Source organism: Streptomyces sp. NPDC060049, assembly GCF_042736715.1.
GTDB lineage: Bacteria > Actinomycetota > Actinomycetes > Streptomycetales > Streptomycetaceae > Streptomyces.
The window spans coordinates 256766-277564 of the sequence record NZ_JBHWVV010000010.1; the positions used below are offsets into that span (position 1 = coordinate 256766).

Here is a 20799-nt window from a genome sequence, read left to right on the forward strand (position 1 = left end):
GGCGCGGGCGGGCCGTCCGCACCGTTCGGACCGTAGCGGCGGGCGGGCGCGCGGGGCGCCGTAAACTTCGTGGGTGAACGCCTCCTCCGTCCCCGCCTCCGTCCCCACCACCGCCGCGACCCTGCGCGCCGCCCTCGGCGGGCTGCTCGACGGGCTCCCGCAGAAGCAGGCCGCGGCCGCGGTGGAACGGCTGATCTCCAACTACCGCGGGCAGACCCCGACCGACGTTCCCGTGCTGCGGGACCGCTCGGACGTGGCGGCGTACGCGGCCTACCGGATGCCCGCCACCTTCGAGGCCGTACGGGTCGCCCTGGAAGGCCTCGCCGAGGCGGCGCCGCAGTGGTCCCCGGGCACGCACGTGGACGTCGGCGGCGGGACCGGGGCCGCGACGTGGGCGGTGGACGCCACCTGGGACGGGCCGCGCGGGACCACGGTGCTGGACTGGGCGGACCCGGCCCTGGTCCTCGGCAAGGAGTTGGCGGCGGCTTCCGCCTCGCCCGCGCTGCGGGCCGCCGAGTGGCGCCGGGCGGTCATCGGCACCGGGATGACGATCCCCGACGCCGACCTCGTGACGGTGTCGTACGTGCTGGGCGAACTGACCCCGGAGGCCCGCCGGGCGGTCGTCGCCGAGGCGGCGCGGGCCGGCCGGGCCGTGGTCCTGATCGAGCCGGGCACACCGGAGGGCTACCTGCGCGTCCGCGAGGCCCGCGAGCAGCTGATCGAGGCCGGCCTGCGGGTCGCGGCGCCGTGCCCGCACGACGGGACCTGCCCGATCGAGGTCGGGCAGGACTGGTGCCACTTCTCGGCGCGGGTCAGCCGCTCCTCCCTGCACCGGCAGGTCAAGGGCGGCTCCCTCGCGTACGAGGACGAGAAGTTCAGCTATGTGGCCGCGACCCGCTTCCCGGTGGAACCGGCCGCCTCCCGGATCACGCGGAGGCCGCAGATCCGGAAGGGGCTCGTCCTGCTGGAGCTGTGCGGCCCGGAGAGCGAGGGCCTGACCCGGGTCAACGTGACCAAGCGCCACGGTGACCTGTACAAGGCGGCGCGGGACACCGACTGGGGCCGGGAGTGGCCGCCGCCGCGGGAGGCCTGAGCCGGGGTCCCGGGTCCCGGCGGGGCCCGGCGGGGCCTAGGCCCGCAGCTCCTGCGTGCAGCACTTCACGCTGCCGCCGCCCTTGAGCAGCTCCCCCAGATCCATCGGGACCGGCTCGAACCCCCGCGCCCGCAGGGGTTCGAGGAGTCCGGTGGCGGCCTGCGGGAGCAGGACGTGGCGGCCGTCGGACACGGCGTTGAGCCCGAGCGCCTCCGCGTCCCGCGGCCCCGCGATCAGCGCGTCCGGGAAGAGCCGGCGCAGCACCGCCCGGCTGCCCTCGGAGAAGGCGGGCGGGTAGTACATGATCTCGTCGCCGTCGAGCACGCACAGCGCGGTGTCCAGGTGGTAGAAGAGCGGGTCCACCAGGTCCAGGCCGATGACCGGCCGGCCGAAGAACTCCTGGGCCTCGTCGTGCGAGAGCGGGCTGGAGCGGAAGCCCCGGCCGGCCAGGATGTAGGTGGCGGTGACGGCGAAGTCGCCTTCGCCCTCGTTGACGTGGGACGGGTCGTGGACGTCCTGGAAGCCGTTGTTCCGGAACCAGTCCCGATGGATCTCGGCCTCCGCGGCCCGTTCCGGATGGGCGAACCGCGCGCCCATCACCCGGCCGTCCACGACGAGGGCGCCGTTCGCCGCGAAGACCATGTCGGGCAGCGCGCTGTCGGGGACGAGGGTCTCGACGGTGTGGCCGAGGGCCACGTAGCGGTCCCGCAGGTCCTCCCACTGGGCCTGGGCCAGCGGCAGGTCCACGGGTTTCGCGGGATCCATCCACGGGTTGATGGAGTACGTGACCTTGAAGTGCGTGGGCGGGCACATCAGGTAGCGCCGGGGTGTGGCGTCTCTACGCAACGCGGGCTCCTCACGGTGATGAGGAGAGAATCGTCCCTCCTCGGAGGAAACGGCGCAGTGGACTGATCGGGTGGTTTTCGGAACGGCTGAAAGACGCGGGGTGCCGGGTTGATAAATTGCCGAAATGAGCGCCAGTCCGAAGCCCAGCACCTCCCCCCGGCCTCCCGATGCGGCGCGCCGCAGCGACCGCTCCCGGCGGGCCATCCTCGACGCCGCGCTCGCTCTGGTCGGGGAGGTCGGCTACAACAAGCTGACCATCGAGGCCATCGCGGCCCGCGCCGGGGTCGGAAAGCAGACGATCTACCGCTGGTGGCCCTCCAAAGCGGCGGTGCTGCTGGACGCCTCGCTCGCGCTGGCCGGTGACGCCGGCTCCGATTCCGACTCGGACGGGACCCGCTTCCCCGAAACCGGGGACCTGGCCGCCGACCTGAAGTCCGTACTGCGGGCGACGGTGGACGAGTTCACGGACGAGAGGTACGCGGCGCCCGCGCGCGCCCTGACGGCGGCCGGCGCCACCGACCCGGAGCTGGGCGCCCGTTTCACCGAACAGCTGCTGGAGCCCCAGATCGCGCTGTACGAGGAGCGGTTGCGGGCGGCCCGTGAGGCCGGGCAGCTCGCACCGGACGCGGACCTGCGGCTGATCGTGGAGATGCTGGTCGGACCGCTGACGTACCGGTGGCTGCTGCGCACGGCGCCGCTCACGCACGCGTATGCGGACGCGCTGGTGGACTCGGTGCTGGGCGGGGTCGGCGCGGGGACGTGAGCACGGCCCGCGGCGGCCCGGACGGGCGAGGGAGGGGGCCGGCGGCCGGGGCGGGAGAGGCCATGGCCGCTTTATGGCCGAGAACACATGGCCGAATTCTGCGGTTTTGAGGGCCCCCGGTTCGGGGGTGCGGTCACCCGGCGCCCAGGATGGTGGGACCATGTGAGGGTCTGCCGGGGCAACGGTGAGGATAGGGGATAGATGGGGTCTGAGTCTGGCCGCGTCAAACGCGGCGAGCAGAGCAGGATTTCGCAGTGGCTGCGCCGCAAGCCGAAACCCGACGCCGAGGACCCCGGACGAGAACGCGAGGCCCTGCTGCTGGCCGCGGCCGCGGCCGGTCTGCCCTTGTCCCCCGCCGCACATCCCGCGGGCTACCGGTGTTCGTGCGACCGGGTCGGCTGTCCGACGCCCGCACGACACCCCCTCTCCTTCGCCTGGCAGACCCAGTCGACCACCGACCGCGCGCAGATCGAGCGCTGGGCACGCAACCAGCCCGCGGCCAACTTCATCACCGCGACGGGCATGGTCCACGACGTACTGGACGTCCCGCTCGAGGCCGGCCGCAGCGCGCTGGAACGCCTGCTGGCCGCCGGGATCGAGGTCGGGCCGGTCGCGGAGTCGGGCGGGACGGGGGACCAGGCCCGGATGCTCTTCTTCACGGCGACCCGCGGGACGCCCGAGGACGAGGACGAGTGGTGGCCCTGCGAACTGGACTGCCACCCCGAGACGATGGACGAACACCCGGGCCTGCGGTGGCACTGCCGCGGCAGCTACGTCCTCGTCCCCCCGGCGGCCCTGCCGGGGGATCTGGCGGTGACCTGGCTGCGGGGGCTGGAGCACGGCCTCCCCGACCCGCTCACGCTGCTGGAGACCCTGACGGACGCGTGCGCGACGTACGCGGGCGCCTCGGAGCACGTCCCCGCCTCGGTGGCCTGGCCGCTGGGCCGCTGAGCCGTCCCTTTGGATCTCGTCGGCCGAGTACGCTCCCCGAACGCCGGCCGGGGCTGGGTCTTCCAGCCCCCGCCGGACGGACGGCGTCAGTGGATCCGGGTCACGACCACGTCGAGGGACCACGGCTTGCCCGGCTTCGCGGGGGCCTCGGCCTCCACCGTGAAGCCCAGCTCCCGCAAGGTCGTGACCAGGTCCGACGGAGAGGCGGGGACCGCGCCCGCCACCAGCAGGTCGCGGACCAGGCGGCCCTTGGTCGCCTTGTTGAAGTGGCTCACCACCGACCGCTTCTCCACCCCGTCCACCCTCTGCGAATGCAGCACCCGCACCGTGGCCGTACGTCCCGCGACCTCGCCCTTCGGCTTCCACGCGGAGCCGTACGCCGAGGAGCGCAGGTCCAGGACCAGGCCCTCCCCCGCCGCCTCCGGCATGACCCGCGCCATCGGCTCGCGCCAGAACGCGCCCAGCGCACCCAGCCCCGGCAGCTTCACGCCCATCGAGCACCGGTAGGAGGGGATGCGGTCGGTGATCCGGACCGCTCCCCACAACCCGGAGAAGACCAGCAGGGATTCGGAGGCGAGGGACACCGCCGCCGGGGGCAGGGTCGACAGGCCGAGCGCGTCGTAGAGGACACCCGTGTAGATCTCCCCGGCCGGGCGGGCGACCGCCGACAGCAGCTCCGCGTTCTTGGCGACCTCGCCCCGCAGGCCCTCGCTCAGGCCCAGGACGTCCCGCGCCTTCAGCTCGTCGCCCCCGCACAGCTCGACGAGCTCCTCCAGCACCGCCGCCCGCGCCGCACCCAGCCCCGGCAGCGACAGCGACTCCGGCTTCAGCGGTGCGCCGGAGCCGCCGGCGGCCTTTCCTTCGGACGGCGGCAGCAGCACGAGCACGGTGGTTCTCCTTCGGACGGGCATGGCACAGCGGCGGGGGTGCGGCCCCCGCCCAGGGTAGACGGCTCGCCGTGCCGCCCGGGCCCGTCGGCCATAGGCTCGGCTCATGCCACGCCGTCACATGCTCATGACCGGCGCAGACGGGGCTGCTCTGCGGGCCGCTCTGCGTGAACTGCGGACGAAGCTTGGGGTGGCCCGGGAGTTCCCGGCGCCCGTGCTCGCCGAAGCGCAGCGGGCGGTCACGCATCCGCTCCTGCCGGACTTCGACGCCACCGGCATTCCCCTGTTCACCATCGATCCGCCGGCCTCGCGCGACCTGGACCAGGCCATGCATCTGGCGAGGCGTGCCTCCGGCGGATACCGGGTGCACTACGCCATCGCCGACGTCGCCGCCTTCGTCACCCCCGGCGGCGCGTTGGACGCCGAGGCCCACCGGCGGGTCACCACCCTCTACTTCCCCGACGAGAAGGTCCCGCTGCACCCGGCCGTGCTCTCGGAGGGCGCGGCCAGCCTGCTGCCGGACCAGACCTGCCCGGCCCTGCTGTGGCGCCTCGACCTGGACGCGGAGGGGCGGGTGGAGCACACCGAGGTCCGCCGGGCGCTCGTGCGCAGCCGGGCCAAACTCGACTACGGCGGCGCCCAGAAGGCCATCGACACCGGCACCGCCGAGGAGCCGCTGGCCCTGCTCGAGGTCATCGGCCGGCTGCGCGAGGCGCTGGAGGTGGAGCGCGGCGGGATCTCGCTGAACGTGCCCGAGCAGGAGATCATCGAGCACGGGGGCTCGTACAGCCTGGCCTACCGGGCCCCGCGCCCGGCCGACGGCTGGAACGCGCAGATCTCCCTCATGACGGGCATGGCCGCGGCCGAACTGATGCTCTCCGCCGGAACCGGCATCCTGCGCACCCTGCCCAGCGCCCCCGACGGGGCGGTCGGGCGGCTGCGCCGGGCTGCGAAGGCCCTGCGCATCGAGTGGCCGCACCACGTCCCGTACGCGGAGCTCGTGCGCTCCCTCGATCCGCACATCCCCGCGCACGCGGCGTTCCTCCAGGACTGCACGTCCCTGCTGCGGGGCGCCGGCTACACGGTCTTCACCGGCGGCGCGGCCCCCGATCCGCTCCTGCACGCGGCGGTCGCGGCCCCTTACGCACACTGCACCGCCCCGCTGCGCCGGCTCGTCGACCGGTACACGGGCGAGTTGTGCGTGGCGGCGGCCGCGGGGGCCGAACCCCCGCAGTGGACGCTGGACGCGCTGGACGCTCTGGCGACGGAGATGGCGGACGGCACCCGGCTGGCCAACTCGGCCGAGCGGGAGGCCGTGGACCTGGTGGAGGCCGCGCTGCTCGAGGACCACGTCGGGGAAACCTTCGAGGCGACGGTCATCGACGTCAAGGAGCGGGAGCCGCTGGTCGGCACGGTCCACCTGGCGGACCCGGCGGTGGTCGGCCGCGTCGAGGCCGCGCCCGGGGGGAGCCTGCCGCTCGGCGACCGGATCACGGTCCGGCTGATGGAGGCGGCCCCGGGGACGGCGAAGGTGCTCTTCGCTCCGGCCTGATCCGGCGGTGGGGGCGCAAGAGGGGTGTCACCCGTTGGGCCGCGACCGGCCGCGCGGCTCGGCCGCGTGGAAGCGGTGCACGCCTCGGCGCAGGCACCGGGCGGGCGGCGGTAGCATGGTCACCGCAGAACGACGCAAGCGGACGGCCGCGTCGGGATCCCCGGATCCCGCCGAGGAACGTCCGGGCTCCACAGAGCAGGGTGGTGGCTAACGGCCACCCGGGGTGACCCGCGGGACAGTGCCACAGAAAACAGACCGCCTGGGGCTTCGGCCCCCGGTAAGGGTGAAACGGTGGTGTAAGAGACCACCAGCGCCTGAGGTGACTCAGGCGGCTAGGTAAACCCCACCCGGAGCAAGGTCAAGAGGGGTCGTCTCCGGACGGCCCTGCGCGAACGTCCGAGGGCTGCTCGCCCGAGTTCGCGGGTAGACCGCACGAGGCCGGTGGCAACGCCGGTCCTAGATGGATGGCCGTCTCCCCGGCGACCGCGAGGTCGTCGGGCGACAGAACCCGGCGTACAGCTCGCGTCGGTCTGCGCCACGACCGCCCGGCCCCGGGGCTTCCCCGGGGCCGGGCGGTTCTTTCATGTCCGTGCCCGCAGGGCGGCCGACCGTAGCCTCCTGGCTAGCGCAGGTGGGACGTGTCGTTCAGGAGGCGGACCGAGGCGTTGCCGTCCGCGTAGTAGGCCACCGCCGACAGGGAGGCCGCCGAGAGCTCCATGCGGAACAGCGCCTCCGGCGGTGCGCCCAGCGCGAGCCGGACCAGGATCTTGACCGGCGTCACGTGCGAGACCAGGAGCACCGTGCGGCCCGCGTGCGCGGCCAGCAGCCGGTCTCGGGTCGCGGCGACGCGGCGGGTGGCCGATGCGAAGCTCTCGCCGCCGCCCGTGGGGGCGGCCTTCGGGGAGTCCAGCCACGCCTGCAGGTCGTCGGGGTAGCGCTCGCGCACCTCGCCGAAGGTCATCCCCTCCCACGCGCCGAAGTCGACCTCGCGCAGCCCCTCCTCGACGGTGACGGTGAGCCCGAGCCGGTCGGCGACGGCTTGCGCGGTCTCCCGGCAGCGCAGCAGCGGGGAGCTGATCACCGTCTGGACGGTGCCGCGCGCGGCCAGCGACTCCGCGACGGCGGCGGCCTGGCGGCGGCCGGCCGGGGACAGTTCCGGGTCGCTGCCGCCGCTGCCGGAGAAGCGCTTCTGCGGCGTGAGCGCGGTCTCTCCGTGGCGCAGCAGCACGAAGGTCGCCGGGGTGCCCATGTCGGGGCCCCAGCCGACGGTGGGTGCGGCCGGGGCCGGGACGGCCGCGGGGCCGGCCGGTGCAAGGGCGGCGGGCACGGCCGTACCAGCCGTGTCCGGCCCAGCCGGGTCCGCCGGGTCCGCCGGGTCCGCGAAGAGGGTGTCGGCCCCGGCCGGTGCGGCGGGGGCGGCGGCGGCCACGGCCGCGCGGGCCCGCGTACCACTGCCGGAGGCGAGGGCGGCGCGTACCGCCGCAGCCCCCTTCACCGCGTCCCCCGGAGGGCCCGGCGGGGTCGCCGTGGTGCGCGCCGCCGAGGCGTCCAGGGCGGCCGAGGAGTGCGAGGGCTCCCACTGGGCGCCTCGCTTGCCCGCGTCCATCGCCTCGTTCGCGAGCCGGTCCGCGTGCTTGTTCCGCTCGCGCGGGATCCACTCGTACGTCACCTGCGCGCGCGGCAGGATGGTCGCCGCCAGCGCCGCGAGCGGCTTCATGTCCGGGTGCTTGATCTTCCAGCGGCCCGACATCTGCTCGACGACGAGCTTGGAGTCCATGCGTACGAGGACCACCGCGTCCGGGTCCAGTTCGCGGGCGGCCCGCAGGCCGGCGATGAGGCCCTTGTACTCGGCCACGTTGTTCGTCGCGACACCGATGTACTCGGCGCGCTCGGCCAGTGTCTCGCCCGTCACCGGGTCGAGGACGACGGAGCCGTAGCCGGCGGGCCCCGGGTTGCCCCGGGAGCCGCCGTCGGCTTCCACGACGAACCGCGGCATCAGATGCCCGAGTCGGCCGTACGGACCAGGATGCGGCCGCAGCTCTCGTGACGGACGATCTGGTCGCGGGCGGCGGCCTTGATCTCGTTGACCTCGGCGAGGTCGAGCTCCAGGCGGCAGCCCTCGCAGCGGCGCTGGGACAGGCGGGCGGCGCCGACGCCGCCCTGCTTCACGCGGATCTTCTCGTACAGGGCGATCAGCGCGGCCGGCATGGCGGTGACGATGACCTCGCGGTCCTTCTCGATGCCGGCGACCTCGGCGTCGATCTCGCCGGTGGCGGCGTCACGGCGCGCGGTGGCGTCGATCAGCTTGGCCTCCAGGGCGGCGACCCGGTCGGTCAGCTCGGTGACGCGCTCCTGCGCGCCCTCCAGGCGCTCCATGACCTCGAGGACGACGTCCTCCAGGTCGCCCTGCCGCTTGGCGAGGGAGACGACCTCGCTCTGCAGGTTGGCCAGGTCGCGTGCGGAGATGCCGACGCCCGAGTCCAGGCGCGCCTGGTCGCGGGCCGCGCGCTGGCGCACCTGGTCCACGTCCTGCTCGGCCTTGGTCTGCTCGCGGGCGGCGTCGCTCGCCTGCGTCTGGGCGGCGACGAGGAAGTCGCGCTGCTGGGTGAGGTCCTTGGTCAGGGAGTCGACCTCGGCGTGCTCGGGCAGCGACTTGCGCTTGTGGGCGAGCTGAGACAGCCGCACGTCCAGGGCCTGGACGTCGAGAAGTCGGATCTGGTCGGCGGGCTCGGCGTTCAGTTGGGGGCTCCAGAGGTACTAGAAGGGGGTGTGACGGACGGCGCGTGCGCCGTCCACGGGTCGGTGACCGTGCGCGAGACGTGGGTGCGCAGACCCCAGCCGTGGCGCTCGGAGACGGCGTCGAGCTGGGCCGCGGCCTGCTCGCACCAGGGCCACTCGGTGGCCCAGTGGGCGGCGTCGACGAGGGCGAGCGGGCTCTGCTCGCGGGCCTCGGAGACCGGGTGGTGGCGCAGGTCGGCGGTGAGGTAGGCGTCGACGCCGGCGGCGCGGACCTGCGCGAAGAGGCTGTCGCCGGAGCCGCCGCTGACGGCGACGGTGCGGATCCTCGCATCGGGGTCGCCGGCCACGCGGATGCCCTGCGCGGTCCGCGGCAGGCGCGCGGCGGCCCGGGCGGCGAACTCGCGCAGCGTCTCGGGGTGGTCGAGCTCGCAGATCCGGCCGAGGCCGCGGCGGCCCGTGGGATCGGTCGGGTCGGGCACGAGCGGGCCCGTGACGCGCAGGTCGAGCGCGCCGGCGAGGGCGTCGGAGACGCCCGGGTCGGCGGTGTCGGCGTTGGTGTGGGCGACGTGCAGCGCGATGTCGTTCTTGATCAGCGTGTGCACGACGCGGCCCTTGAAGGTGCCCGCCTCGACGGTGGTGGTGCCGCGCAGGTAGAGGGGGTGGTGGGTGACGACCAGGTCGGCACCCAGCTTCACCGCCTCGTCGACGATCTCCTGGACGGGGTCGACGGCGAAGAGGACCCGGGAGACCTCGGCGTCGGGGTCTCCGCAGACGGTGCCGACGGCATCCCACTGCTCGGCCCGCGAGGGGGGCCAGAGAGCGTCCAGCGCGGCGATGACTTCAGAGAGACGGGGCACGGGTCAAGGCTACCGTCCGTATCGACCGGCCCAACGCTTCGAGCCCGGCGGATCCGGGGCGGGAGCGCGCGCCCGGCCGCGACGTCCCGGTCGGCCACCTCGGGGGCGGGCCGCGCAGGCCGTCGGGGACCCGGAGCTGAAACGGTTCGTCGGTAACGGGCGCGGGGTGCCCCTGATTTACACCTCACCCCAAACACCCTGATATCGCACAGCACAAGCCCCGCCTGTCCCACAGACGAATGACGGCCCCGCCACCCGTATGTGTGAAGGGGAGGTGGTCGCGGTGTCCGGCGGGAAGCTCGATCACTACGTTCCTCCCGGAGGTGACCACAGGTGACCATCTGTGCGATCGAGACGACGACGGCCCCGTTCACCATCGCCGCGGACGGGTCCTATGCCGCCCGGCTGGCCGGGGACGGCGAAGCCCGGTATCCGGAGCGCTGGACGCTGACCGGGCCCGAGCCGTACGCGGTGCCGCTACCGCTCTCCCAGCCCGAGGAGGCCGACAGCGAGGTGCTGCCGCTGGCCGACGGGCGGGTGCTGATCCACCGGCGGGTCGCGGAGCGGCACGCCTTCGCGCTGCTGTACCCGACGGGCGGCGGCGTCCCGGGCTCCGGGCCGCGGACCGGGGAACTGGAGCTCGGCGCGATCTCGCCGCAGGACGAGCCCGGGTCGGGGGAGGGCGTACGGATCACCCTGCTGCCGCCGAGCCCCGACGGGCACGGGGCCTACGCCCTGGCCGTGGGTGCCACCGCGACCACGGTGTGGCAGGTGGCCGGGACCCCCTTCGGGCCGGAGCGGGTCGCCCGGATCCCGGGACGCTGCTCGGGCGGGGTCTGGCTGGACCGGACGGGCCGGCTGCTGGCGTTGGACCGCGAGCTGGACGGCCCGCGGGGGCCGGTGACCAAGGCCGTGGCCGTGGATCTGCAACGGGACGGCGAGGTCTCCCCGCTGCTCCAGATCGCCGAGGCCAGCGACGACCGGCTGCTGCTGGCCGATCCCGACAGCGGCCTGCTGCTGATCCGCTCCGACGCGCCGGGTGAACCGCGGCTCGGCTGGGGGGTCCTGGGCAGCTCCCGCCCGGTGCGCTTCCCGGAGTGCCTGCGGGCGGTCGGGGCCGCGGCGACGCCGTTCGCGGTGCAGCCGGGGCAGGCGCTGATGCCGGAGACCTGCGGGGTCGCCCTGCGGGTGGAGGAGGCCGGCGACGGCTACGGCGGGAGCGTGGCCGGGCTCGCCCTGTGGCGTCCCGCCGACCGGCACGTATTCCGCGTCGGCGCCCCGGCCGGCTGGCTCGGCGGGACGGGGCTGTGGAGCTCGCAGGGCCGCCTGCGCCTGCCGTACGCGACCCCCGACGTGCCGTGCGGGATCCTCGGCATGACCCTGCCGGTCTCCCCGCCGCCGCCGGTCCGCCTGGACCCGTGCCCGCCCCGGGCGGCCCGTCCGGTCCCCCTGCAGCAGGCCCCGCTGGGGTGAGTCCCCCTTGAACGGCGCCGGGCCCGGGGTGAGGAACCCCCGGGCCCGGCGCGCGTGACGGTCCGGGCGCGGCGGCGGTCAGCCGTCGTGCTTGAGGCCGAGGACTTCCGTGGCGGCGAAGGTCTCGTTCGCCGGGCGGGAGTCGTAGTGCGGGGTGAGGAGTCCGTCGAGCTCCTCGTAGGAGAACGATTCCTTGGTGGTGTCGAACTTCGCCGCCACCTTCGGGCGTTCCATCACCACCACGATGCCGCCGTGGACGACGAACAGCTGCCCGTTGGCCTTCGCCGAGGCCGGGGAGGCCAGGTAGCCGACCAGCGGGGAGACGTGCTCGGGGGCGAGGGCGTCGAGCTTGCCCTCCTCCGGGACCTGGAAGCCCGCGAAGACGTCCTCCGTCATGCGGGTACGGGCGCGCGGGCAGATGGCGTTGGCCGTGACCCCGTACTTGGCGAGCGCCAGGGCGGTCGAGGTGGTCAGGCCGACGATGCCGCCCTTGGCCGCCGCGTAGTTGGGCTGGCCGGCCGAGCCGCCGAGGAAGGCCTCGGAGGAGGTGTTGACGATGCGGCCGTACACGGGGCCGCCCGCCGCCTTGGAGCGCTCGCGCCAATGCACGGAGGCGAAGTGGGTGGTGTTGAAGTGGCCCTTGAGGTGGACCCGGATGACCGAGTCCCACTCCGCCTCCGACATCGAGAAGACCATCCGGTCGCGCAGGATGCCCGCGTTGTTGACCAGGATGTCGAGCTTGCCGAAGCTGTTCACCGCCAGCTCGACCAGCTCGCGCGCCTGCTCGAAGTCGGCCACGTCGCCGAGGTGCGCCACCGCCTGTCCGCCCGCCGCGCGGATCTCCGCGGCGACCTCTTCCGCCGGGGCGGCCGAGGCTTCCCCGGAGCCGTCGCGGCCCGGTTGGCCGAAGTCGTTGACGACCACGCTCGCGCCGAGCCGGGCGAGTTCGAGCGCCTCGGACCGGCCGAGGCCGCGGCCGGCCCCGGTGACGATGGCGGAGAGTCCCTCAAGTGGCAGTGACATCCGTGCGGTTCCCCTCAGAACGGATCGGAGCAGGTCAGAGCTGTCGGAGCGGCCGGCGCGGCCGGCCCGCGCGGTTCAGAGCTCGATGCAGGTGCGCAGGGCGACACCCGTGCGCATCTGGTCGAGGGCGTCGTTGATCTCGGCGAGCTGCACGCGGTGCGTGATCAGGCTCGCCAGGTCCACGCGGCCGGCCCTCCACAGCGCGATGGTGCGCTCGTAGGAGCGGAGCACGTCCCCGCCGCCGTACATGGACGGCAGGATCTTCTTCTCGTCGAAGAAGAGGGAGAACATGTTGATCGAGTAGTTGTCGTCGAGCGCGCCCGCGCCGACCACGACGACGGAGCCGCCGCGGCGGGTCATCTCGTACGCGGTCTGCGTGGTCGAGGACTTGCCGACGACCTCGAAGACGTAGTCGAAGCCCTCGCCCGCGGTGATCCGGCTCCTGGCATCGCCGAAGGCCTCCGGGGAGACGGCCTCGGTGGCGCCGAAGCGCAGGGCGGCCTCGCGCCGGGAGGCGACCGGGTCGACGGCGATGATCTGGGCCGCACCCTGCACCTTGGCGCCCTGGATGACGGAGATGCCGACGCCGCCGCAGCCGATGACGGCGACCGAGGATCCGGCCTCCACCTTGGCGGTGTTGATGGCCGCGCCGAGGCCGGTGGTCACGCCGCAGCCGATCAGGGCGGCGATGTCGAAGGGCACGTCGTCGGGGATCGGTACGGCGCAGCCCGCCGGGACCACCATCTCCTCGGCGAAGGTGCCGGTGCCGGCGAAGCCGAAGATGCTGTGGTCGCCCCGCTGGAAGTTGGGGGTGGCGACGTTGCCGAAGGCCTCCAGGCACAGGTGGCCCTGGCCCCGCCGGCAGGAGGGGCAGTGGCCGCACGGCGGCAGCCAGCAGACCAGCACCCGGTCGCCGATCTTGTGGCTGGTGACGCCGTCGCCCACGTCCGTGATCACGCCGGAGCCCTCGTGGCCCGGGATGAAGGGGGCGGGCTGCGGCAGGACGCCGCTCATGGCGGAGAGGTCGGAGTGGCACAGGCCGGTGGCCTTGACGCGGATCTTGACCTTGCCGGGGCCGAAACCGACGGCCTCCATGTCGTCGACGACCTCGAGCTTGTCCTGGCCTATCTCGCTCTGGAGTGCTGCGCGCACGGTGCGGCTCCTTGTGTGGGTCTGTCGGGTTACGCGCGTTCGGCGGCTAGTGCTGTCGGGCGGCCTAGCCGTGTTCGACGACGGTGTCGGCGAGGACCGGGGCGTCGTCCCGGTCGACGGCGCTCACCGAGACGAGGACGCGGCCGGGCTCCTGCCACATCCGGATGCGCAGGGTCTCGCCGGGGAAGACGATCCCGGCGAAGCGCGTGCGGTAGGCGCGGACGCGGGACACGTCCCCGTCGAGGACGGTGTCGACCACCGCCTTCAGGGTCATCCCGTAGGAGCACAGGCCGTGCAGGATCGGCTGGTCGAAGCCGGCCAGCTTGGCGAACTCGGGGTCCGCGTGCAGCGGGTTCCAGTCCCCGGAGAGGCGGTACAGCAGTGCCTGCTCCTCGCGGATCTTGCGCTCCTCGATGCGGTCGGGCGCCCGCTCGGGCTGCTCCGTCCTGACGGAGGGCCCGCGGTCGCCGCCGAAGCCGCCCTCTCCGCGGACGAAGATCTGCGCGTCGGAGGTCCACAGCGGCCCCTCCGCGTCCGCGACCTCCGTGCGCAGGACGATCACCGCCGCCTTGCCCTTGTCGTAGACGGCGGCGACCTTGGCCGAGGAAGTGGCCCGGCCCTTGACGGGGATGGGCCGGTGCAGCTCGATGGACTGGCCGCCGTGCAGGACGGCGGCGAGGTTGACGTCGATGCCGGGGGCGGCGAGGCCGCCCATCATCGCCATGCCGGCGCCGGCGACGGTCGCGAAGCTGGGGAGCACGTGGAGCTTGGACTCCAGGGTGTAGCGCAGCTCGTCGGGGTCGGTGGCGGCCCCGGCGTTGGTCGGGGACGTCCCGGCGCCGAGTCCGAGGTGGTAGAGCTGGATGTCCTTGTGGTCCCAGGCGATGTCCCCCGTGCGGGGTTCGGCGGCGAGGGCCTTGGCGGCATCGATCGGCATGAGGATGCTGCTCCTATGTCTTTGGAAGACCTCGGCGCGACCGTCCGCACCGTCGGCCGCACCGAGGTCGTATGCGGGACCGGCGCTCTAGAACGCGTTCTAGGTTGCCGGTGAAGGAATGTATAACGCACGTCCCAGCAGTTGGGAAGACTCCTGACTGGACGTCAGATGAGGTTTCACCGGTGCGTGTTGCGCGTATGCGACAGGCCTCGGCCCTACCCTTTCACGGGTGGACGAGATGCCCGTTTCCCAGCGTTATGCCAGGTCCCTGCGGGTGCTCCTGACTCCGCCCAACCCGGCGTTGGCCGTACTCCTCGGCCTCCAGCCGGACATCGAGGTGGTGGCTTCGGCGATCGCCCGCCCGGCGGTGGCCCTGACGGAGTCGGTCGACTCCGTCGCCGCCCTCCTCGGGGAGGATCCGGAGTGCCGGGTCCTGGTGCTGACGGGTTCGGCGCACCCGGGCCTCGCGGATGCGGTGCTCGCCGCCGGCGGGGCGGGCCTGGTCCTGCGGGACGGCCCGGTCGAAGACCTGGCGGACTCCATCCGCCGGGCCTCCCGGGGAGAGACGGTGGTCGACCCGGCGCTGTCGTAGCCTCCGGCCCCGCCGGCGTTCGAGAGCGGGGGCGCAGCACTAGGCCGTCTCTTTCGACCTTGCCGGGCCGACAAGATCCGAAAGAGACGACCTAGCGGCGGAGCAGGGTGACGACCGCCGCGCCGCCCAGGCCGATGTTGTGGGCCAGCGCGACCCTGGCTCCCGCGACCTGCCGCGCACCGGCCTGCCCGCGGAGTTGCCAGACCAGTTCCGCCGCTTGGGCCAAGCCGGTCGCGCCGAGGGGGTGGCCCTTCGAGATCAGCCCACCGGACGGGTTCACGACCCACCGCCCGCCGTACGTCGTCGCGCCCGACGACACCAGCTCCCCGGACGCCCCGTCCTCGCACATGCCCAGCGCCTCGTACGTCAGCAGCTCGTTGATCGAGAAGCAGTCGTGCAGCTCGATCACGTCGACGTCCTCGATCCCGAGGCCGGAGGCTTCGAAGACCTGGCGCCCGGCCGCGGCCGTCATCGGCTTGCCGACCACGTCGATGCAGGAGCCGGACGAGAAGGAGGCCTCGGTGTCCGTCGTCATCGACTGCGCGACGATCTCCACCGCCCGGTCCCCGAGCCCGTGCCGCTCCACGAACCGTTCCGACACGACGACCGCCGCGGCGGCCCCGTCCGACGTCGGCGAGCACTGGAGCTTGGTCAGCGGTTCGTGGATCGTCTTCGCGGCCAGGATCTCCTCGACCGTGTACACGTCCTGGAACTGCGCGTTCGGGTTGTTCGCGGAGTGCCGGTGGTTCTTCGCCCCTACCGCCGCCAGCTGCGCGGCCGTCGTCCCGTAGAGCTTCATGTGCTCCCGCGCCGCGTTCCCGAAGATCTGCGCGGTCGGCGGCGACATCTCGAAGCCGTGCCCGGCCGCCATGACCCCGTAGTGCCGGGCGACCGGGGAGGTCTTGAAGTCTCCCCCGTCGGCGCCGCCGCCCAGCGCGCCCTTCTTCATCTTCTCGAAGCCGAGCGCGAGCACGCAGTCGTTGATCCCGCCCTCGACGAACTGGCGCGCCATCATCAGCGCCGTCGATCCGGTGGCGCAGTTGTTGTTGACGTTGTAGACGGGGACCCCGCTCAGGCCGATCTCGTACGCCGCCCGCTGGCCTGCCGTGGAGGCCTGGAAGCAGTAGCCCACCGGCACCTGCTCGACCAGGTCGTAAGCCACGCCCGCGTCCGCCAGCGCCGCCGTTCCGGCTTCCTTCGCCATGTCCCAGTACTGCCAGTCCCGGGATTCCGGCTTCTCGAACTTCGTCATGCCGACGCCCACGATGTACGACTTCATCAGGAGTAAGCCCCTTCAGTGCTTCGACTCGACGCTCCGACCGAGTGCTTCGGTCTGCGCCGGTCCGCTCCGGTCTGCTTCGATCTGCTTCGGTCTGCTTCGGTCAGTCCCTGGGAAGGCCGAGGATGCGCTCGGCCACGACGTTGAGCTGGACCTGCGTGGTGCCTCCGGCGATGGTCAGGCAGCGGGACATGAGCATCCCGTGCACGGCCCGCTTGCCCGCTCCCTCGCTCACCGCGCCCGCCGGGCCGAGCAGTTCGAGCGCGAGCTCGGCGGTCCGCTGCTGGTGCGGGGTCTGTACGAGCTTGCGTACGGACGCTCCCGCGCCCGGCTCCAGCCCGGAGACCTGCTGGAGCGTGGTGCGCAGCCCGATGCAGGCCAGCGCGTGGGCTTCGGCGGCCAGGGCCCCGATCCGGACGCGGTATCCGCCTTCGAGTTCGGCGCAGTTCGCGAGCAGTGCCTCCAGCCCCGTGTCGAAGGACATCTGGTCGGCCATGTGGACGCGTTCGTTGCCGAGCGTGTTGCGGGCGACCTTCCATCCGCCGTCGGCCGCCCCGACGAGGGCGTCCGGCGGAAGCGGGACGTCGTCGAAGTAGACCTCGTTGAAGAGGGCCTCGCCGGTGATCTCCTTCAGCGGCCGGATGTCGATCCCGGGGGTCTTCATGTCCACGATGAAGTAGCCGAGGCCCTTGTGCTTGGGGGCGTCCGGATCGGTCCGCGCGAGGAGGATGCCGTAGTCGGCGCTGTGCGCGGAACTCGTCCACACCTTCTGCCCGTTGACGATCCAGGTCCCGTCCCCGGACGCGGCCCGCTCCGCCTTGGTCCGCAGCGAGGCGAGGTCGGAGCCCGCGCCCGGCTCGGAGAAGAGCTGGCACCAGGTGACGTCCCCGCGCAGCGTCGGCAGCAGGAAGCGCTCCTGCTGCTCGGGCGTCCCGTAGGCCAGCAGCGAGGGCACCACCCAGGTGGCGATGCCGAGGTCGGCGACCTTGACGCCGGCGGCCCTCAGCTCCTGCTGCACGACGAGCTGTTCGACGGGCCCGGCGCCGAGCCCGTAGGGGGCGGGCAGGTACGGGGCCGCGTACCCGGTGGGTGCCAGTACCCGGCGGGCGGTGGCGGGGTCGAGGCCGCGCGCGTCCTCGATGGCTGTACGGGCCTTCGCGCGGTGGGCCTCGGCCTGCGCGGGCAGTTCGAGGCGCAGTTCGCGCCGGGCTCCCGCTGCGGCGAGCCGCACCGCCCGGACCCGGTGTCCGTCGCCGGGTCCGAGGAGCTGGCGCGCGACGAGCGCCCTGCGCAGGTAGATGTGCGCGTCGTGCTCCCAGGTGAAGCCGATGCCGCCGAGCACCTGGATGCAGTCCTTGGCGCAGGAGTACGCGGCGTCCAGCGCGGTGCCGGCGGCCAGCGCGGCCACCAGCGAGCGCACGTCGGCCGGCTCCTGCGTGGCCTGGGCGGCGTCCCAGGCCAGGGCCCGGGCCTGTTCCAGGCGCACCAGCATGTCGGCGCACAGGTGCTTGATCCCCTGGAACCGGCCGATGGGCCGGCCGAACTGCTCGCGCACCTTGGCGTACTCGGCTGCGGTGTGCAGCGCCCAGGCGGCGGTGCCGCAGGCGTCGGCGGCGAACAGCACGCACGCGAGGTCCCGTACGAGCGCGGCGTCGAGCTCCAGCAGCCGGTCGGGCCCGGCGGTGACGCCGCGGGCCTGGACCTCGGCGGTGGGGCGGGTCGGGTCGGCGCTGTCGTGGGTGCGGACGTCCAGTGCGACGGCGTCGACGGCGAACCAGCGGGTGCCGTGCGCGGTCTCGGCGGCGAGCAGCACGAGGTCGGCCTCGCCCGCGCCGAGCACCGGCGGCGCGTTCCCGTCGAGCAGGTAGCCGCCCTCCACGGCCACGGCGGTCAGGTCCCCGGGCCCGAGCGCGACGGCCCCGACCCGCCCGCCGAGCGGCTCGGCGCCGGCCCGGTCCAGGAGTACGGAGGCCAGCGCGCTCGGCAGGTACGCCCCGGGCAGCGCGGCCCGGGCGGCCTCCTCCACGGCGACGGCGAGGTCGAGCAGGGTCCCGCCGTCCAGGTGCGGCTCCAGCAGTCCGGAGGCCGCGAGAGCGTCCCAGTAGGCCGGGCGCGAGCCGGTCTGCGGCGGGGTGTCGAGGAGTTTGCGCACTTCCTCGGGCGGCACGGCCCGAGCGACCCAGCCCCGCACGGCCTCGGCCAACTCCCGCTGTTCCTGTGTGATTCCGATGCCCATGCGCGGCAGAGTAGAACACGTTCCATTCTGACGGAAGGTCAGAACTGAAACGCGTTCTCACTTCGGGAGAACCTGCGGCACGCGTACGGGGTCAGCGGTCGCAGAGGCGCTGGTCGTCGATCTGGGCGGCCGTCCTGGGCCCGTCCCTGGTCCAGTACGCCCCGTCGGGCAGCTCGGCCGCGGCGACCTCGTCGGGCCTGAAAGGCACCCCGCCACCGTCGCGGGTATCGGTGGTGACCCAGACCTCCAGCAGCCGCGGCAGCACGGCCGGCCGCTCCCCTGCGCCCGCCTCCCGGAAGTCCTCCGGGCGCCGGAGGGTGACCTCCCCGCGCAGCGCCTCGGGAGTGAGCGGACCGCTCGCCCTCCACAGCGTCTTGCCGCGGGGTGGTCCTTCACCCGAACGGACTCGACCGCCTCCCGCCTGCACACGGGCACCTTGACGGTGATCCCCCGCCGTCGGTGATCCGTACACCGACCGCCGACACGTACGGATCATCGGGAGACCGGTACCCGAGCGCCACGAGCCCGTAGGTCAGGGCACAGAACGCGAACACGGCGACGACGGCCGTCCAGGCCTTCCGCCACCCGGTCACGGGGCCGCGGACCGTTCGGACCGCCCGGCACCGCTCGCGCCCGCGCTCGCACTCGCCCCCACGGCTTCCCCCATCACGCGGCGACAGGACGGACGGCACGTCGTCAGAGGCTGCGGACGAACTCCGCGAAGGCGGCGGGGGCAACGGTGAAGGCGGGGCCGTCGGGCACCTTGGAGTCCCGGACGGCGATCCGGCAGGGCTGGGCGGCGACCTCTACGCAGTCGCCGCCGGTGTCACCGCTGTACGAAGCCTTGCGCCAGGCGACCGTGCCGAGCGGGGCGCACTCGACGCACTCGCCGCCGGTGTCGCCGCTGTACGAGGACTTACGCCACCGCGCGCCCGACAGGGTTTGGATGCTGTCCATAGCGTTCCTCCATTACGCGGGCGATCAGTCCCGCCGATTTCTCCACAGAGAGCGCAGCGGCCTGCAAGTGATCGTAACGGAGCGAACCCTCCCTGAGGGCCTGCGGATTGGCCGTCATGTGCCCCTGGACGAAGTCCTCGGTGTAGACGAGGTCGGGGTCGCCGTCGAAGCGCAAGAGGGTGAACGAACCCATCAGCCCGGCGTGCGCCCCCGCCTCGAAGGGCAGGATCTGCACCCGCACCCACTCGCGGCCCCGCAGCTCCAACAGGTGCGCGAGTTGGTCTCGCATGACCTCGCGACCGCCGACCTCCTGGTGCAGGACGGCCTCGCTCAGCACCACCCACATCAGCGGAGGGTGTTCGCGCTCAAGGATCCGCTGCCGCTCCATACGGGCGGCCACCCTCGCATCGAGGCGCTCCGCGTTCCGCACCCCCAGCACCGCCCGCGCGTAGGCCTCCGTCTGAAGGAGGCCGTACACCAGCTGGCACTGGTACGTGGAGATGTACTCCGCCCGGGCCTCCATCTCCGCGTACGCCTGGAACCACGTCGGCAGTTGGCTCCGCAGCACCAAGCCCACCAGCCGCGAGAACACCCCGCCGGTGCCGAGCGCCGCGTCGACCCGTTCCGAGAAGTCCCGCGTCGGGACCTTCCTCGCCGTCTCGATCTGGCCGATCAGTGAGGCCGCACAGAAGACGATGCTGCCCAGCTGCCCCTGTTTCAGCTGCGCCTCCTCCCTCAGGCGGCGCAGCTCCGAGCCGTAGTAGTCCAGCGGGGACGCGCTGGGATCGAGATCGCGGATGTTGACCATGGAGCGGTCACCCCCAAGTGCACACCGTGCGGCGTTCGTTTCGGTCCATAGCCGAGCGTAACCACGCCGCTCCAGTCTGGTGACATGAATCTCGCAACTGAGCCCGTGACCGGCGGCGTTGACGGCAGCTACCGCATGGGCTTCACCGTCGGTGACCACTCCGCGCGTCACATGCGCCGCATCCTGCGGATGTTCCTGGTGCGCTGGGACCTGGCCGTGCTGGCCGACGGCGCCGAGCTGGCGCTCACCGAGCTCGTCGTCAACGTCGTGCGGCACGTCCCGGGACGGGACTGCGTCGTGCTCATCCTGCGGCAGCCGCAGGGGCTGCGCGTCGAGGTGTCGGACCCCTGCCCCGCGCTCTCGCGGGTCGCCCGCGGGAGCGGCGGGGACCGAGGGGAGCCCGCCGAGGGCGGGCGCGGCATGCTCCTGGTGGAGGCGCTGGCCGACCGCTGGGGCGCGGACCCGAACTCCACCGGCAAAACCGTGTGGTTCGAGTGCGACGCCCCCGGTCCCGGCGGCACCTGAGGCGGGAGGCCGGCGCGGGGCGGAGCCCCGGATCCTCCCGTCCGTCCGGCCGCCCCACGTACGACCATTCGACGGCGCCCCGCCGAGGTCGGCCTGACCCCGACGGGAGGGCTCGCCTTCGGCGCCCAC

General features: G+C 73.3%; 20 protein-coding genes and 1 other RNA gene. 8 read left to right on the forward strand and 13 right to left on the reverse strand.

The window, feature by feature from the left end; all coding sequences use genetic code 11:
- Positions 1–73: 73 nt before the first annotated feature.
- Complete coding sequence (locus ACFWBY_RS20835) at positions 74–1093, forward strand: small ribosomal subunit Rsm22 family protein (RefSeq protein ID WP_385339318.1); 1020 nt, start codon at positions 74–76, stop codon at positions 1091–1093.
- A 36-nt stretch (positions 1094–1129) separates the two neighbouring features.
- Here the strand turns inward: ACFWBY_RS20835 and ddaH are convergent, their stop codons facing one another.
- Positions 1130–1939, reverse strand: a complete 810-nt coding sequence (ddaH, locus tag ACFWBY_RS20840) for a dimethylargininase (RefSeq protein ID WP_385409681.1) — start codon at positions 1937–1939, stop codon at positions 1130–1132.
- A gap of 124 nt (positions 1940–2063) precedes the next feature.
- Here ddaH and ACFWBY_RS20845 point away from each other — a divergent pair, with 124 nt between their 5' ends.
- Complete coding sequence (locus tag ACFWBY_RS20845) at positions 2064–2702, forward strand: TetR/AcrR family transcriptional regulator (protein WP_385339316.1); 639 nt, start codon at positions 2064–2066, stop codon at positions 2700–2702.
- A gap of 201 nt (positions 2703–2903) precedes the next feature.
- A complete protein-coding gene (locus tag ACFWBY_RS20850) occupies positions 2904–3653 on the forward strand; it encodes a bifunctional DNA primase/polymerase (RefSeq protein WP_385339313.1) in 750 nt (249 codons plus the stop codon).
- Positions 3654–3739: 86 nt separating this feature from the next.
- On the opposite strand, the gene yaaA is transcribed toward ACFWBY_RS20850, so the two are convergent.
- Positions 3740–4540 carry a peroxide stress protein YaaA gene (yaaA, locus tag ACFWBY_RS20855; RefSeq protein WP_385339309.1) on the reverse strand — a complete coding sequence of 267 codons (801 nt, stop codon included), beginning with the start codon at positions 4538–4540 and terminating at the stop codon, positions 3740–3742.
- A 106-nt stretch (positions 4541–4646) separates the two neighbouring features.
- Here yaaA and ACFWBY_RS20860 point away from each other — a divergent pair, with 106 nt between their 5' ends.
- Both ACFWBY_RS20860 and rnpB read left to right on the forward strand, forming a co-directional pair.
- Positions 4647–6092 (forward strand): RNB domain-containing ribonuclease, encoded by a 1446-nt coding sequence (locus ACFWBY_RS20860; RefSeq protein ID WP_385339306.1) that lies wholly within the window; start codon positions 4647–4649, stop codon positions 6090–6092.
- Between the two features lie 130 nt (positions 6093–6222).
- Positions 6223–6624: RNase P RNA component class A (gene rnpB, locus ACFWBY_RS20865), an RNA gene on the forward strand.
- 90 nt (positions 6625–6714) lie between these two features.
- Here the strand turns inward: rnpB and ACFWBY_RS20870 are convergent.
- From ACFWBY_RS20870 to ACFWBY_RS20880, 3 genes are read right to left on the reverse strand one after another with little or no spacing between them, the layout of a single operon-like run.
- On the reverse strand, positions 6715–8088 hold the full coding sequence (locus tag ACFWBY_RS20870; protein ID WP_385339303.1) for a bifunctional RNase H/acid phosphatase: 1374 nt from the start codon (positions 8086–8088) through the stop codon (positions 6715–6717).
- On the reverse strand, positions 8088–8831 hold the full coding sequence (locus ACFWBY_RS20875) for a zinc ribbon domain-containing protein (RefSeq protein ID WP_385339368.1): 744 nt from the start codon (positions 8829–8831) through the stop codon (positions 8088–8090). Before ACFWBY_RS20875 ends, ACFWBY_RS20870 begins: the two co-directional genes overlap by 1 nt.
- Positions 8828–9688: a Nif3-like dinuclear metal center hexameric protein gene (locus ACFWBY_RS20880; RefSeq protein WP_385339300.1), complete on the reverse strand. Its 861-nt coding sequence runs from the start codon at positions 9686–9688 to the stop codon at positions 8828–8830. The genes ACFWBY_RS20875 and ACFWBY_RS20880 overlap by 4 nt, the downstream gene beginning before the upstream one ends.
- Positions 9689–10021: 333 nt before the next feature.
- Here ACFWBY_RS20880 and ACFWBY_RS20885 point away from each other — a divergent pair, with 333 nt between their 5' ends.
- Positions 10022–11161, forward strand: a complete 1140-nt coding sequence (locus ACFWBY_RS20885; RefSeq protein WP_385339297.1) for a hypothetical protein — start codon at positions 10022–10024, stop codon at positions 11159–11161.
- A 78-nt stretch (positions 11162–11239) separates the two neighbouring features.
- Here ACFWBY_RS20885 and ACFWBY_RS20890 read toward each other — a convergent pair whose 3' ends face one another.
- The 3 genes from ACFWBY_RS20890 to ACFWBY_RS20900 form a co-directional block, all read right to left on the reverse strand.
- Entirely contained in the window at positions 11240–12184 is a 945-nt protein-coding gene (locus ACFWBY_RS20890) for a 3-oxoacyl-ACP reductase (RefSeq protein ID WP_385339294.1), read from the reverse strand.
- A 75-nt stretch (positions 12185–12259) separates the two neighbouring features.
- Entirely contained in the window at positions 12260–13336 is a 1077-nt protein-coding gene (locus ACFWBY_RS20895; RefSeq protein ID WP_385339291.1) for a Zn-dependent alcohol dehydrogenase, read from the reverse strand.
- 64 nt (positions 13337–13400) lie between these two features.
- Positions 13401–14273, reverse strand: coding sequence for a MaoC/PaaZ C-terminal domain-containing protein (locus ACFWBY_RS20900; RefSeq protein WP_385339288.1), 873 nt, complete (start codon positions 14271–14273; stop codon positions 13401–13403).
- Between the two features lie 238 nt (positions 14274–14511).
- On the opposite strand from ACFWBY_RS20900, the gene ACFWBY_RS20905 reads away from it, so the two are divergent.
- Positions 14512–14865 (forward strand): DNA-binding response regulator, encoded by a 354-nt coding sequence (locus ACFWBY_RS20905; RefSeq protein ID WP_385339365.1) that lies wholly within the window; start codon positions 14512–14514, stop codon positions 14863–14865.
- A 91-nt stretch (positions 14866–14956) separates the two neighbouring features.
- On the opposite strand, the gene ACFWBY_RS20910 is transcribed toward ACFWBY_RS20905, so the two are convergent.
- The 5 genes from ACFWBY_RS20910 to ACFWBY_RS20930 all read right to left on the reverse strand — a co-directional run bounded on the left by ACFWBY_RS20910 (position 14957) and on the right by ACFWBY_RS20930 (position 20145).
- The gene (locus ACFWBY_RS20910) at positions 14957–16144 is read right to left on the reverse strand and encodes a lipid-transfer protein (protein ID WP_385339285.1); all 1188 of its coding nucleotides are present in this window, start codon (positions 16142–16144) and stop codon (positions 14957–14959) included.
- 103 nt (positions 16145–16247) lie between these two features.
- Positions 16248–18380 carry an acyl-CoA dehydrogenase gene (locus ACFWBY_RS20915; protein WP_385339282.1) on the reverse strand — a complete coding sequence of 711 codons (2133 nt, stop codon included), beginning with the start codon at positions 18378–18380 and terminating at the stop codon, positions 16248–16250.
- 91 nt (positions 18381–18471) lie between these two features.
- Positions 18472–18807 carry a hypothetical protein gene (locus tag ACFWBY_RS20920; RefSeq protein WP_385339279.1) on the reverse strand — a complete coding sequence of 112 codons (336 nt, stop codon included), beginning with the start codon at positions 18805–18807 and terminating at the stop codon, positions 18472–18474.
- A 269-nt stretch (positions 18808–19076) separates the two neighbouring features.
- Positions 19077–19337 (reverse strand): DUF397 domain-containing protein, encoded by a 261-nt coding sequence (locus ACFWBY_RS20925; protein ID WP_385339276.1) that lies wholly within the window; start codon positions 19335–19337, stop codon positions 19077–19079.
- On the reverse strand, positions 19297–20145 hold the full coding sequence (locus ACFWBY_RS20930) for a Scr1 family TA system antitoxin-like transcriptional regulator (RefSeq protein WP_385339273.1): 849 nt from the start codon (positions 20143–20145) through the stop codon (positions 19297–19299). Before ACFWBY_RS20930 ends, ACFWBY_RS20925 begins: the two co-directional genes overlap by 41 nt.
- An 84-nt stretch (positions 20146–20229) precedes the next feature.
- On the opposite strand from ACFWBY_RS20930, the gene ACFWBY_RS20935 reads away from it, so the two are divergent.
- A complete protein-coding gene (locus tag ACFWBY_RS20935; protein ID WP_385339270.1) occupies positions 20230–20670 on the forward strand; it encodes an ATP-binding protein in 441 nt (146 codons plus the stop codon).
- Positions 20671–20799: the final 129 nt, after the last annotated feature.